This window comes from Pedococcus ginsenosidimutans (assembly GCF_039544395.1).
Classification (GTDB): domain Bacteria; phylum Actinomycetota; class Actinomycetes; order Actinomycetales; family Dermatophilaceae; genus Pedococcus; species Pedococcus ginsenosidimutans.
The window spans coordinates 480,301-494,487 of record NZ_BAABLO010000004.1; the positions used below are offsets into that span (position 1 = coordinate 480,301).

The following is a 14,187-nucleotide window of genomic DNA, read 5'->3' on the forward strand; positions in this document are numbered from 1 at the left end:
CAGCGGGTCGCGGAGGGTGTGTCCGGCCCCGGAGTCAGCCGCCCAGGCTGATGGGCTTGACGACGTCGGCGTAGATGAGCAGGACCGACATGACGATCAGGACGCTGGACACGGCATACGCCACGGGCAGCGCCTTGGCCACGTCGACGTGGCCGGGGTCGGGCCGGCCGCGGAGGCTGGCGATGCGGCGCTTGGCGCCCTCCCACAGCGCCCCGGCGACGTGGCCGCCGTCGAGCGGGAGCAGGGGGACGAGGTTGAAGACGAACAGCGCGAGGTTGAGCGAGGCCATGAGGCTGAGCAGGAAGACGAACGGGCTCATGCCGGTCTCGCCGCCGATCCACGGGATCTTGCCGGCGGTGGCGTCCCCGGCCATGCGCCCGACGCCGACGACGGACACCGGGCCGTTGGGGTCGCGGGCGCCCGAGCCGAACGCGGCCTGGACGACCCCGACCATCTTCTGCGGGATCTTGAGGATGACCCCGGCGGTGTTGACGAGCTGCTCCCCCACGAACCCCGGGACCGCGGTGACGGACTGCCGCTGGTAGCCGATGACCGGGCCGGACGACACCCCGAGGAACCCGGCGTCGATGACGACGGGCTGGCCGCTGGCGTCGACGAGGGGCTCACCGTCGGGACCGACCTGCTGGACGGTGTTCTTGATGGGCGTGGCGGTGAGGGTCTTCTCGACCCCGTGACGCACGACGACGATCTGCACGCTCTGGCCGACCCGGGGACGGATCAGCCGGCCGACGTCCGCGGTGCGCCTGATCTTCTCCCCGGCCACGGAGACGATCTGGTCGCCGGGCTGGACCCCGGCGGTGTACGCGGGGGTCTTGGGGTCGGAGGCCGCGCACGTCGTCTTGGTGGCCGCGTCCTTGGCGCTGACGACGCACTCGGAGACGGTGGCGACGCGGGCCCCGTCCTCGATGGTGGCGACGCCGTACAGGGTGAGGATGCCGGTGAGCAGCACGACGGCGATGAGGAGGTTCATCACCGGGCCGCCGAGCATGACGACGACCTTGCGCGGCACCGAGAGCTTGTAGAAGACGCGGTCCTCGTCGCCGGGCTTGATCTCCTCCAGGCTGAGCTGGCGCGCCTCGTCGGCGAGCTGGGAGAACCGGCCGGTGCTCGAGACCCGCAGTGTGCCGGGCTTGTCACCGGGCCGCGGCGGGAACATCCCGATCATGCGGATGTAGCCACCGAGCGGGATGGCCTTGATGCCGTACTCGGTCTCCCCCCGGCGGCGCGACCACACCGTCGGCCCGAAGCCGACCATGTACTGGGTGACCTTGACCCCGAACTTCTTGGCGGGGACGAGGTGGCCGATCTCGTGCAGGCCGATGGACACGCCCACGCCGAGCGCGACGAAGAGGACCCCGAGGGCGAACAGCAGCACGGTCATCAGCGCAGCGCCCCCTCGACGTCGGACAGTCGTTCGTTCTCCAAGCCCAGCACCTTCCGTGCCCGGTCGCGCGCCCACGAGTCGGCCCGCATCACGTCCTCAACGGTCAGCGAGGTCGATTCGATCCCCGCGCCGGAGCCTGTCGTGGCACCGGCGTCGTCGCCGTGCTCGTGCACGACGCGGTCCACCGTGTCCACGATGTCGACGAAGGAGATGCGGCCCTCGTGGAAGGCGTCGACCGCGACCTCGTTGGCGGCGTTGTAGACGGCCGGGTGGGTGCCGCCGGCCGCGCCGACCTCACGGGCGAGCCGCACGGCGGGGAACGCCTCGTCGTCGAGCGGCTCGAACTCCCACGTCTGTGCCTGTGTCCAGTCGACCGGGACGTCGACATCGGCGAGCCGCTCCGGCCACGACAGGCCGAGGGCGATGGGCACGAGCATCCGCGGCGGCCCGGCCTGGGCGATGGTCGAGCCGTCGACGAACTCGACCATCGAGTGGATGAGCTGCTGGGGGTGGACGACGACCTCGATCTGCTCGAAAGGGATGTCGAACAGCAGGTGCGCCTCGATGACCTCGAGACCCTTGTTGACGAGCGTGGCCGAGTTGGTCGTCACCACCCGCCCCATGGAGAAGTTGGGGTGTGCCAGTGCCTCCTGCGGCGTGACGTCGCGCAGCGACTCGCGCGAGCGCCCCCGGAACGGTCCCCCGCTCGCGGTGATCACCAGGCGCCGTACCTCCTCGACCCGTCCGCCGCGCAGGCTCTGCGCGATCGCCGAGTGCTCGGAGTCGACCGGCACGACCTGCCCCGGCGCGGCCGCAGCCTTGACCAGGGGGCCACCGACGATGAGCGACTCCTTGTTGGCCAGGGCCAGCACCGCCCCCTCGCGCAGGGCGGCCAGGGTGGGACGCAGCCCGATCGACCCGGTGATGCCGTTGAGGACCACGTCGGCCCCGTGGGCGGCGGCGGCCACCGCCGCGTCGTCCCCGACGACCACCTGGGGCCGGTACCCCGCGCGGCCGGCACGGACGGCATGCGCCCCGATGGCCTCGGCGACGCGCTCGGCCGTCCCGCTCGCGAGTGCCACGAGCTCGACCTCGAAGGTGACCGCCTGCTCCGCCAGGAGGTCGAGGTTGGTCCCCGCGGACAGGGCCACGACCCGGAAGCGGTCCGGGTTGCGGGAGATGACGTCGAGGGCCTGGGTGCCGATGGACCCGGTGGAGCCCAGGATGGCGACGGTGCGCGGAGTGGTCACCGGCCCATTGTCGCAGGAGGGCGGGTCCGGCCCGGTGGGCGCACGCGTGGTCAGGCGGTGGGCGCCTGCGCGCGGCGGCCCAGCGCCCGGTCCGCGGCCACGAACGCGGAGCCGACGACGGCGAAGAGCACGGCGATCGCGGCGAGGTTGACGAGCACCCTCCCCCAGCCGAGAGCGTCGGCGTCGATGAACGGGTAGGGCCACCAGTGGGTGACCAGCCCGCGCACGAGCGTGTAGGCGCCCCAGAGCAGTGGCCAGCCGAGGGACGGCAGCACCGCGGAGCGCACCGCCTGCCCCCGGGGGCCGGCGACCACCCAGGCACCGAGGGCGAGGACGGGCACGACGACGTGGAGCAGCTTGTCGACGACGTAGCTGCCGCCCTCGAGGTCGAGGATCGGCCGCAGGAAGAACCAGTGCACCAGGCCCGTCACGGTGATGCTCGCGACCGTCGCGAGCCGCACGACCCGCCACCTCGGCCCGTCGCGCTCGGGGTCGCGGGCCGACTCGAGCGATACGCCGGCGACCAGCAGGTTGGACAGGATGGTGAAGTAGGAGAGATGAAGCGGACCAGCCGGGTCGCGAGCGCGGGCTGGGCCGTCTCCGCGAGCACGGACTCGCCCGTCACGACCAGCCACAGCTGCCAGAGGACGGCCACGAGGGTGACGGCCGCGACGGTGCCGTGGACGACGCGGCGCGAGGTCGTGCTCACGCCGACCACGGTATCCGCGACACCGGACGCCTGCTCGTCACTCGCGGAAGACGCGCTCCTCGATGAGCTGTTCCTCCACGAGGCGCCCCTCCGGCTCGAACCGGCCCTGCTCGAAGCGCTTGCGGAACTCCAGCGCGATCTGGTCGACACCGCTGCGGTTCTTCTCGATGGACATGACCACCCACTGGCGGAAGCGCTCGGCGTTCTCCAGGTGGTAGACGAGGTGGTGCTTGGCCACGACGTCGTACTTGTCGTTGAGGATGAGGATGACGTCGGACTCGTAGGCGAGGGCGGAGGAGCCGCGCAGGTCGTTGACGCGCATCCGCTTGCCGGCCACGAGGCTGCCCTTCTCGGCCGCGACGATGGCGAGCACCGGCACCTCGAACTCCAGCGCGAGGTCCTTGAGCCGCTCCACGACCACGGCCACCCGCTCCTCCTCGGTGCCGGTGAAGCCGGCCACGGGCACCTTCTGGAGGTAGTCGACGAGGACGAGCGGCGGCTGGGACTCGCGCGCCACGACCGACTCGATGGTCGCCCGGATCTCGTCGAGCGTCGTGTGCAGGCCGCTGGAGGTGTGGACGTGGAGGTGGTCGCCGTACCCCTCCAGCGCGGTCACCGCCTCGACACCACCGGTGGCGGTCTCGAAGCGCTCACGCATGGAGTGGGCGTTGCTGTGGCGGGCCTCGAAGCGCTGCCTGATCTTGGTGAGGCTGACGCCGTCGGTGCCGGCGATGGCACCGGCCTCGATGGCGATCAGGCGCTCGAGGACGCTGTGGGCGTCGTGCTCGTAGGAGAAGAAGATCGCCGACCGGCGGGCGGTCAGGGCGTTGCGCAGCATCTGCAGCGCCATCGCCGTCTTGCCGAGCCCCTGGGGGCCGCCGAGCAGGATGAGCTCACCGGAGCGGAAGCCTCCGGTGAGCGCGACGTCGAGGGTCTCGAAACCGGTCGGCCAGACACGGGCCCCGGCCGCCCGGCCGGTCCGCATCTTCTCGTCGGTCTCGGTGAGGACCTCGGTGAGCGACCGCAGGCGTGGGCCCTTGCGGCCAGAGGGAGCCACCTCGGCAGGGGGTGCCGGGGCCTCCACTGGGTCGAGGGTGGTCATGGCACCGATTGAACCGCGATCGGCCCCCGGACGGGGGCCGATCGCCGACATTCAGCCCCGGGATCTCACGGCGGGGGCCACGTCGCCGCAGGTCAGGTCAGGGGGCGATGCCGACGTACGTCGTCTCGAGGTACTCCTCGATCCCCTCGAACCCGCCCTCGCGGCCGAAGCCGGACGCCTTGACGCCACCGAACGGGGCCGCCGGGTTGGAGATGATGCCCTGGTTGATCCCGATCATCCCGTACTCCAGCGCCTCGCTGACCCGGATCACGCGGCTGAGGTCGCGCGTGAAGACGTAGGAGGCCAGGCCGTACTCCGTGCCGTTGGCGAGGTCGATGGCCTCCTTCTCGGTGCGGAACGACGCGATCGGGGCCACCGGGCCGAAGATCTCCTCGGTCATCATCCGTGCGTCCTTGCGGACCCCGGTGATGACGGTGGGCTCGTAGAAGTAGCCGCGGCCGGGCACCGGGTTGCCGCCGGTGACGATGGTGGCGCCCTGCGAGCGGGCGTGCTCGACGAGCTCGGCCACGCCGTCGCGGGCCTTGCCGTCGATGAGCGGCCCGACGTCGACGCCCTTCTTCGTGCCCTTGCCCAGGGTGAGGGCACCCATCCGCTTGGCCATCCGCTCGGCGAAGTCGTCCACGACGCTCTCGTGCACGTAGAACCGGTTGGCGGCGGTGCAGGCCTCGCCGATGTTGCGCATCTTGGCGAGCATGGCGCCCTCGACGGCGCGGTCGAGGTCGGCGTCCTCGAACACGATGAACGGCGCGTTGCCCCCGAGCTCCATCGAGACGCGCAGGAGCTGCTCGGCCGACTGCTCGACCAGGCTGCGCCCGACGGCGGTGGACCCCGTGAAGGTGAGCTTGCGCAGCCGCGGGTCGCGGATCACCGGCTCGATGACGTCACCGGTGCGCGTCGTGGTGATGACGTTGAGGACGCCGTCGGGCAGGCCGCACTCGCGCAGCAGCTCGGCGAGGGCGAGCATCGTCAGCGGTGTCTGGCTCGCAGGCTTGACGACCATGGTGCAGCCGGCCGCGATCGCGGGACCGATCTTGCGGGTGCCCATGGCGAGCGGGAAGTTCCACGGCGTGATCATGAGCGTGGGGCCGACGGGCTTCTTCATGGTGAGCAGCCGGGTCGCACCGTTGGGCGCGGTCGACCAGCGGCCGCTGATGCGGACGGCCTCCTCGGAGAACCAGCGGAAGAACTCGGCGCCGTAGGTCACCTCGCCGCGCGACTCGAGCAGGGTCTTGCCCATCTCGAGCGTCATGAGGGTGGCGAAGTCCTCGGCTCGCTCGGTGATCCGCTCGAACGCCGCACGCAGGATCTCACCGCGGTCCCGCGGCGGGGTCGAGGCCCAGTCCCCTTGCGCCGCAACGGCTGCGTCGAGGGCGGCCTTGCCGTCCGCGATGGTGGCGTCGGCGACGTGGGCGAGCGTGGCCCCGCTGGAGGGGTCCTCGACCGCGAGGGTGCGCCCGTCACTGCTGTCGCGCCAGCGACCGCCGATGAGCAGGCCCTTCGGGACGGACTCGACGAGTGACTTCTGGGTGGTGGCCATCAGGACTGCTCCTCCGTGGGTGCGGGGTCGTGCCGGTCGTGGGTCTCGTGCGTGTGGTGGTGCCCGGGGATGTGGCCCTCGGGGATGGCGCCGGCGCGGCCGGCGAGCAGCGGCTGGGCCGGGTCCCAGCGCGTGCCGTCGCGGGCGTCGCGCCGCCGACGGGCGATGGCCGAGAGGGCCTCGAGCACCACGCGGTTGGCGAGCGCGGCGGTGATGTCGGCGTGGTCGTAGGGAGGGCTGACCTCCACCACGTCGACGCCGACGACCGGGAGCTCGAGGCAGATGCGGCGTACCGAGTCGAGCAGCTCGCGCGCCGACAGGCCGCCCGGCTCCGGGGTGCCGGTGCCCGGCGCGTGCCCCGGGTCGCAGACGTCGATGTCGACCGACAGGAAGACGCCCTCGCACTCGTCGGTGGCGATGGTGAACGCCTCGGTGAGGCACTCCTGCAGCCCCCGGTGGACGATCTCGGTCATCTCGAACGAACGCATCTGCTGGCCCGCCATCCAGTCCAGGGTCTCCGGCGGCGGCCAGTAGCCGCGCAGCCCGACCTGGAGGAACCGGTCGCCGCGCAGCGCACCGGACTCGATGAGCCGGCGCATCGGCTGGCCGTGGCCCCACAGCGACCCGAACTCGATGTCGCCGGTGTCGGCGTGCGCGTCGAAGTGGATCATCGACACCCGGCCGTGGCCGATCACGTTGGCGACGCCCTTGGCGTCGGGGAACGCGATGGAGTGGTCGCCCCCGAGGACGACGGGTATGGCGCCTGCTCGCGCCACCTTCTCCACCGCCGCCTCCAGGGCCGGCAGCGAGCGCTCGATGTCGCCGGAGTACATCTCGACATCGCCGGCGTCGAGGACCTTGAGGTCGACGAGCCCGTCGGTCCGCAGGGCCAGCGAGGGGCGCGAGCCGTCGTGGGGCAGGTAGTCGGTCATCCGGATCGCCTGCGGCCCGAAGCGCGTGCCGGGGCGGTGCGAGGTGCCCCCGTCGAACGGCGCCCCCACGATGACGACGTCGGCGCCGGCGTAGGTGGACTCGTCGTCGAGGTCGCACCGCTCGACCCCGAGGAAGGTGAAGTCAGGGCCGTACTGCTGCCCGTATCGCGTCATGGTCCGACCCTAGTCCGGTTGCGCTCCAACGGCTTCAGCGGTCCTCCATGCCCCAGGGCGACCCGTAGCCCTCCGGCTTGGGGGCCTTGAGCAGGTCGAGGAAGGGCACCGCGTCGAAGGACTCCGGACCACGCACCCCCGAGCCCTCCCAGACGCCGGTGGCGATGAGCTCGAGGGCGACCACCGGGTTGACCGCGGTCTGCCACACCACGCACTGCGCGCCGTACTCGCGCATCGTGTCCTCGTTGTCGGACACGTGGTAGAGGTACGTGCGCCGGGGCCGGCCGTCCTTGCCGGTGCCGGTGACCCAGAGCCCGGCGCAGGTCTTGCCCTTCATGCGCGGGCCGATCGTGGCCGGGTCCGGCAGGACGGCGGCGACGACGTCGCGAGGGGAGACCTGGACGCCCTTGACGTTGACCGGGTCGGTCCGGTCGAGGCCCAGCGTGTGCAGGGTGCGCAGGATGGTGATGAGCTCCTCTCCGAGGCCGTACTTGAAGGTCACGCGCTCGGCGTCGACCCACCGCGGCATGAGCAGGACCTCCTCGTGCTCCACGTGGACGCACTCCACCGGTCCGATGCCCTCGGGGAAGTCGAAGACCTCCGGCTCGCTGAAGGCCGGGAGGGTGGAGAACCCCGCCTCCAGGTCACCGCCGGCGGCGTCGGCGCGCGCCTTCTCCCAGACCACGGGCGGGTTGAGGCACTCCTCGATGATCGTCCACATCGAGAACCCCGGGGCGAAGGTCTCGTTGCCGTCCTCGTCGTACACCGCGAGGTTCGCGCCGTCGCGGGTGCCGAGCTCCTCGATGTGGGAGAAGAGGTGGTCGGCGGCGTAGCGGGCGAAGACGTCGGACAGGCCGGGCTCCACACCCATGCCGAGGAGCGCCAGCCGACCGGCCGACTCCCACTCCCCCGCCATCGCGAACTGCTCGTCGCCGAGCTTGACGTGCACCTGGGAGTACGGATCGTCCGGGTGGCGCTGGGACAGGCTCATCGCCATGTCGAGGTAGCCCGCGCCGGCCGCGAGGGCTCCGCGGAAGATCGGCATGACGAACCGCGGGTCGACGGCGTTGAACACGTGCGTCGCCTCGTGCTTGAGGGCGAGCGCCGCGACGGCCGCCCCGTCGGAGGCGTCGACCTGGTCGGCCACCAGCCGAGACTCACCCTCGCGGCGGGCGCAGGCAGCGGCCACCGTGGCCTTCGCCCGGGCGAGGTCGTGGTCGGCGACGACCAGGAGCTCGAAGAAGTCGCGCTCGACGGCGATGCGCGCGGCGGCGTCACCGACGCCGCCGGCGCCGATCATCAGGATTCGCATCGTTCCTACGCCTTCTTGGTCCTGCTGCGGGAGATGAGCTGCGCGGTGAGGACGATCCCGACGGACAGCACGAACATGACGGTGCCGACGACGTTGATCTGCACAGGGGTGCCGCGCTGCGCTGCGCCCCAGACGTACATCGGGAAGGTGATCGAGCTCGGGCTCGCGTTGAAGTTGGTGATGATGTAGTCGTCGAAGCTGAGCGAGAAGGCGAGCAGCGCACCGGCCGCGATGCCCGGCGCGACGAGGGGCAGGGTCACCTTCATGAAGGTGGCCACCGGCGTGGCCCCCAGGTCGGCCGCCGCCTCCTCGAGCCGCGGGTCCAGCGACGCCACCCGCGCCTTGACGGCCACCACGACGAAGCTGACGCAGAACATGATGTGGGCGATGAGGATGGCCAGCGCCCCCGTCGACAGGCCCATCATGACGAACAGCGTGAGAAGGCTCGAGCCCATGACGACCTCGGGCGTGGCCATCGGCATGAAGATCAGCAGGTTGGTCGTCGCCCGGCCACGGAAGCGGAACCGCCCCAGAGCGAACGCGACCATGGTGCCCAGGAGGGTCGCCACGAGCGAGGCCGTCACGCCGATGCGCAGGCTGAGCCCGAGCGAGTCGCAGATGCCCGGCGTGCCGCACGGGTTGGCCCACGCGTCGGTCGAGAACCGGACCCACTGGTAGTTGTACCGGCCGTTCGGCTTGTTGAACGAGAACAGCGCCACCACCACGTTGGGCAGCAGGAGGATGAACAGGGTGACCATCGCTGCGGCGGTCAGCAGGTGCCTCCGGACCCAGGCCATCACACCAGCTCCTCGGTGCCGGCCCGGCGCACGTAGGCGGTCACCAGGCTGAGGATGAGGACGAGGAGGATGAAGGACAGGGCCGCCGCGAGCGGGTAGTTGAGCACCCGCAGGAACTGCGCGTCGATGACCTGGCCGATCATCACGGTCTGGGTGTTGCCCAGCAGCTTGGAGTTGATGTAGTCGCCTGCCGCCGGGATGAAGGTCAGCAGGGTGCCGGCCACGACGCCCGGCAGCGACAGCGGCCAGGTGATGCGGCGGAAGGTCTCCCGGGGCGTGGCGTACAGGTCGCGCGCCGCCTCCAGCAGACGGCCGTCGAGGCGGTCCAGGGACGTGAACAGCGGCAGGATCATGAACGGCAGGAAGTTGTAGGTCAGGCCGCAGATGACGGCGAACTTGCTTGACAGCAGCGAGGAGTTCTCCGACAGATTGAGCACCTGCAGGAGGTCCGTGAAGTGGATGGCCCGGGCGAACCGCGCCGGGAGGTAGTCGTCCGCGAGGATCGTCTGCCAGGCGAGCGTGCGGATGAGGAAGCTGGTGAAGAACGGGGCGATGACCAGGACGAGGAGGATGTTCTTCCACGCGCCGCGCCGGCTCGCGATGAAGTAGGCGAGCGGGTAGCCCAGCAGGAGCGCGAGGACCGTGGCCGTCGCTGAGTACCCGATGGATCGGAGCAGCTGGGGCCAGTAGTTCTGCAGCGCCTGGCCGTAGACGGCGACGTTGCCCGTGAAGGTGTAGCCGTTGTCGACGTCGCCCTCCTGGAGTGACTGCGACGCCAGCGTGATCATCGGCACGACGAAGAAGACGAACAGCCACAGCAGGCCCGGCAGCAGCAGCGCGTAGGGAACCCAGTTGACCCGCGCCCTTCGGGCCGGGGGCGGGCCCGACGACGGCAGGGCGGCGCTACTCATCGTCGAGGTCCGCGCCGGCGGTGTCGGACTGCCGCTGGTCGAGGACGAACTCGTGACCCGGGTCCCAGGACATGGCCACGGTCTCGCCGACGTGGGCACGCGCCGACCCGTCGTTCTGCTGCACGACCATGAGCTCGAGGTCCCACGGCATCCGGACCAGGTACTGCGTCGAGACGCCGGTGAACGACGCGTCCGTCACGACTCCGCGAAGGGTGTTGCGGCCTTGCTCCCCGAGTCGCAGCTTCTCGGGTCGCACGCCGACCCACACGTCCCGGATGCCGTCGGGCACGCGGTCGGCGCGGACGACCAGCTCGTGGTCGTGCGTCCGGGCGCGCAGGAGCCCGTCGCCGGCCTCCCCCTCGATCCGTGCCCTGAGCAGGTTGGACTGTCCGAGGAAGTTTGCGACGAAGGTAGAGGCCGGGTTCTCGTACAGCGTCGCCGGGTCCGCGAGCTGCTCGACCACTCCCTGGTTCATCACCGCGATGGAGTCGGCCATCGTCATGGCCTCCTCCTGGTCGTGGGTGACGTGGATGAAGGTCAGCCCCACCTCCTGCTGGATGCGCTTGAGCTCGATCTGCATCTGCCGGCGAAGCTTGAGGTCCAGGGCCCCAAGGGGTTCGTCGAGCAGCAGGACGTCCGGTCGGTTGACGATCGCGCGGGCCAGGGCGACGCGCTGCTGCATGCCGCCGGAGAGCTGCGCGGGCTTCTTGCCCGCCACCGCCTGGAGCTGCACGAGCTCGAGCGCCTCCTGCGCCTTGCGCCGGGCGTCCTTGTCCCCACGCCGCTTGAGCCCGAACGCGACGTTGTCCGCCACGGTCATGTGCGGGAACAGCGCGTAGGACTGGAAGACCGTGTTGACGCTGCGCTTGTAGGCCTTGAGGTCGGTGATGTCCCGGTCGCCGATGAGGATCTTCCCCGTCGTCGGGTCCTCGAGCCCCGCCACCATGCGCAGCGTCGTCGTCTTGCCGCAGCCCGAGGGGCCGAGCAGGGCGAAGAAGCTGCCGGCGGGGACGGTGAGGTCCATCGGCTGCACGGCGGTGAAGGTCTCGAACACCTTGCTCACCCCGACGAGGCGCAGGTCCTCGACGGTGTCCCGCGGCCCGGAGCGCGGCTGCGCCGCGTCGGGGCTCTGCTGGAGGGTCTCCACCACGGCTCAGCCCGCCGTCAGGTCGGCGAAGGCCGCGCTGTACTTGGTCTCCTCGGCGGCGGTAAGCCCCCGGAACACCTGGGTGTTCGCGAGCGTCGCGGCGTCCGGGATGATCAGCGGGTTGTCGGCCACGCTGGGGTCCTCCTTCTGCAGCACCTCCTTGGTGCCCTGGACCGGGGAGATGTAGTTGACGTAGTCCACGACCTGCGCCATCACGGCCGGGTCGTAGTAGTAGTTGATGAGCGTCTCGGCGTTCTTCTTGTGCTTGGCCATCGCCGGGATCACGAAGTTGTCCGACCAGAGCGTCGCCCCGGTCTTGGGCAGGACATAGCCGAGCCTGGGGTTGTCGGCCTGCAGCTGGACGACGTCGCCGGTCCACGCTATGCATGCCGCCGTGTCGCCCGACGCGAGGGGCTTGGTGTACTCGTTGCCGGTGAAGCCCTTGATCTGGCCGGCGTCCTTGGCCTTCTTGAGCTCATCGATCGCGGCGTTGAAGTCGGCGTCGGTGAAGTTGGCGAGCTTCTTGCCCATCGCCATCATCACCAGGCCCACGGTGTCGCGCATCTCCGTCAGCAGGGTCACCTTCCCCTTGAGGGCGGGGTCGGTCAGGAGCTGGTCGATCGTCTCGATCTTCTTGCCCCCGGTCGCGGCAGGGTTGTAGGCGATCCCGGCGAACCCGCTCTGCCACGGCAGGGAGTACAGGCGCCCCTTGTCGAACTCGACGTCCATCAGCGACGCGTCGACGTTCTTGTGGTTGGGGATGTTGGCGAGGTCGAACTTCTGGATATAGCCCTGCCGGATGAGGCGAGCCACCATCCAGTCGGTGCTGACCCAGACGTCACGGCCGGTGTCCTTGCCGTCGGCGAGCAGCGGGCGGACCTTGGCGTAGAACTCGTCGTTGTCGTTGTAGTCCTCGGTGTAGTTGACCTTGATCCCGGTCTTCTTGGTGAACGCCACGAGGCTGGGGCGCGCCTGCGTCTTGTCGTCGACGTCGATGTACTCGGGCCAGTTCGACCAGTTCACGAGCTTCTCGCTGTCGGACATGTCCTGGGCCGCCTTGGCCGAGGGCGCGGCCGAGCCGGAACCCGAGGCAGTGGGGTTCTTGCCCTTGCTGCCGCACGCGGCCAGGGCCAGCGCGATGGCGCCGGCACCACCGGCCATGGCCGTGCGCCGGGTGAGTACCCCTCGGGAGAGGGCGGCACGCAGGGCCAGGTTGTCGAGCTCGGTCATGGGAGCCTCCGAGTGTCTGCCGGGCGGCACTGCTGCCGCACGGCCGGGGTGGGATCAGGGGGACGGGTCGGTCGGGTGGGCGTGGGCTGCGTGGCTCAGCTGTCGATGTTCGCCATGACGTGCTTGATGCGGGTGTAGTCCTCGAACCCGTACATCGACAGGTCCTTGCCGTAGCCGGACTTCTTGAAACCGCCGTGGGGCATCTCGGCGACGATCGGGATGTGCGTGTTGATCCAGACGCAGCCGAAGTCGAGCGCCTTGGACACCCGCATGGCCCGGCCGAAGTCCTTGGTCCACACGCTGGAGGCCAGGCCGTAGTCGACGCCGTTGGCCCAGCGGATGGCCTCCTGCTCGTCGGTGAACCGCTGGACGGTGATGACCGGGCCGAAGATCTCGTCCTGGATGACCTCGTCGTCCTGGTTGAGCCCGGACAGCACGGTCGGCTCGAGGTAGAACCCGTCGCCGAGCGCGGACAGCCGCTGGCCGCCTGCCGTCACCGAGGCGTGGTCGGGCAGCCGGGAGAGGAAGCCCTGGACGCGCTCGAGCTGGTTGCGGTTGTTGACCGGGCCGAGCAGCGCGTCCTCGTCGTCGGGCAGGCCGACCTTCGCCGAGCTTTTGGCGTACTCGCCGAGGGCGGCGACGAAGTCGTCGTGGATGTGCGGAGCGGCGAGCACCCGGGTCGCCGCGGTGCAGTCCTGGCCGGCGTTGAAGTAGCCGGCGACCGCGATCCCCTCGACGGCCGCCTCGATGTCGGCGTCGTCGAAGACGATGACGGGCGCCTTGCCGCCGAGCTCGAGGTGCACGCGCTTGAGGCCGTGGCTCGCGCTCTCGGCCACCTGCATACCCGCCCGGACCGAGCCCGTGATGGCCACGAGTGAGGGCGTGCGGTGCTCGACGACGGCCCGACCGGTGTCGCGGTCACCCGTGACGACGTTGAAGGTGCCGGCCGGCAGGAACTCGGAGGCGATCTCCGCCATGAGCAGGGTCGTCTCGGGCGTGGTGTCCGACGGCTTGAGGACGATGGTGTTGCCGGCTGCGAGCGCTGGACCGATCTTCCAGACGGCCATCATCATCGGGTAGTTCCACGGCGTCACCTGTCCGACGACGCCGATGGGCTCACGGCGTACCCAGCTCGTGTGGCCCTTCATGTACTCCCCCGCCGCGCGTCCCTCGAGCACGCGCGCCGCGCCCGCGAAGAACCGCAGCTGGTCCACCATCGGCGGCAGCTCCTCGCTCGCGGTGAGGGCGTGCGGCTTGCCCGTGTTCTCGGACTCCAGCCGCACGAACTCGTCCGCGCGCCGCTCGATGGCGTCGGCGAACTTGAGCAGGGCCTGCTGCCGCTCGCTGGGGGTCGTCTGGCCCCACTCCTCGAAGGCCTTGGCGGCGGAGGCGTAGGCCGCGTCGACGTCCTCGGCGGTCGAGACCGGGGCCTTGGCCACCACCTGGGCGGTGACGGGGCTGACGATGTCGGACGTGGCGTCCGTCTGCGCGTCGACGTACTGGCCGTCGATGAAGTTGCGCAGGATGCGCGGGCTCGCGGCGCTCGCGGCCTCTGACGTGGCGGTCACTGACACTCCCATGCGTTTCGGGTACGGAATCCGGTGGCTGCACTGTAACCGCATCGCCGCTGATTCCACTAGGTTCTCGGCTGCTGAATGCT

The 14,187-nt window shown here is 70.4% G+C and carries 12 protein-coding genes; all 12 read right to left on the reverse strand.

The window, feature by feature from the left end; genetic code table 11:
• Positions 1–34 precede the first annotated feature (34 nt).
• Positions 35–1,402, reverse strand: coding sequence for a M50 family metallopeptidase (locus tag ABEA42_RS07000; protein ID WP_345502109.1), 1,368 nt, complete (start codon positions 1,400–1,402; stop codon positions 35–37).
• Positions 1,402–2,655, reverse strand: coding sequence for a 1-deoxy-D-xylulose-5-phosphate reductoisomerase (dxr, locus tag ABEA42_RS07005; RefSeq protein WP_345502110.1), 1,254 nt, complete (start codon positions 2,653–2,655; stop codon positions 1,402–1,404). The genes ABEA42_RS07000 and dxr overlap by 1 nt, the downstream gene beginning before the upstream one ends.
• 50 nt (positions 2,656–2,705) lie before the next feature.
• The gene (locus ABEA42_RS07010) at positions 2,706–3,290 is read right to left on the reverse strand and encodes a Pr6Pr family membrane protein (protein ID WP_345502111.1); all 585 of its coding nucleotides are present in this window, start codon (positions 3,288–3,290) and stop codon (positions 2,706–2,708) included.
• 111 nt (positions 3,291–3,401) lie between these two features.
• Complete coding sequence (locus ABEA42_RS07015; RefSeq protein ID WP_345502113.1) at positions 3,402–4,466, reverse strand: DnaB-like helicase C-terminal domain-containing protein; 1,065 nt, start codon at positions 4,464–4,466, stop codon at positions 3,402–3,404.
• Positions 4,467–4,563: 97 nt separating this feature from the next.
• A complete protein-coding gene (locus ABEA42_RS07020) occupies positions 4,564–6,024 on the reverse strand; it encodes an NAD-dependent succinate-semialdehyde dehydrogenase (protein ID WP_345502114.1) in 1,461 nt (486 codons plus the stop codon).
• Entirely contained in the window at positions 6,024–7,130 is a 1,107-nt protein-coding gene (gene speB / locus ABEA42_RS07025) for an agmatinase (RefSeq protein ID WP_345502116.1), read from the reverse strand. Before speB ends, ABEA42_RS07020 begins: the two co-directional genes overlap by 1 nt.
• A gap of 34 nt (positions 7,131–7,164) precedes the next feature.
• Positions 7,165–8,442 (reverse strand): saccharopine dehydrogenase family protein, encoded by a 1,278-nt coding sequence (locus tag ABEA42_RS07030; RefSeq protein ID WP_345502117.1) that lies wholly within the window; start codon positions 8,440–8,442, stop codon positions 7,165–7,167.
• 5 nt (positions 8,443–8,447) lie between these two features.
• Positions 8,448–9,239 carry an ABC transporter permease gene (locus ABEA42_RS07035; RefSeq protein WP_345502118.1) on the reverse strand — a complete coding sequence of 264 codons (792 nt, stop codon included), beginning with the start codon at positions 9,237–9,239 and terminating at the stop codon, positions 8,448–8,450.
• A complete protein-coding gene (locus ABEA42_RS07040) occupies positions 9,239–10,150 on the reverse strand; it encodes an ABC transporter permease (RefSeq protein ID WP_345502119.1) in 912 nt (303 codons plus the stop codon). Before ABEA42_RS07040 ends, ABEA42_RS07035 begins: the two co-directional genes overlap by 1 nt.
• Positions 10,143–11,300 carry an ABC transporter ATP-binding protein gene (locus tag ABEA42_RS07045; protein WP_425572010.1) on the reverse strand — a complete coding sequence of 386 codons (1,158 nt, stop codon included), beginning with the start codon at positions 11,298–11,300 and terminating at the stop codon, positions 10,143–10,145. The genes ABEA42_RS07040 and ABEA42_RS07045 overlap by 8 nt, the downstream gene beginning before the upstream one ends.
• Positions 11,301–11,303: 3 nt before the next feature.
• Positions 11,304–12,527: a polyamine ABC transporter substrate-binding protein gene (locus ABEA42_RS07050; RefSeq protein WP_345502120.1), complete on the reverse strand. Its 1,224-nt coding sequence runs from the start codon at positions 12,525–12,527 to the stop codon at positions 11,304–11,306.
• Positions 12,528–12,622: 95 nt separating this feature from the next.
• Positions 12,623–14,095 (reverse strand): gamma-aminobutyraldehyde dehydrogenase, encoded by a 1,473-nt coding sequence (locus ABEA42_RS07055; RefSeq protein WP_345502121.1) that lies wholly within the window; start codon positions 14,093–14,095, stop codon positions 12,623–12,625.
• Between the last annotated feature and the right edge of the window lie 92 nt (positions 14,096–14,187).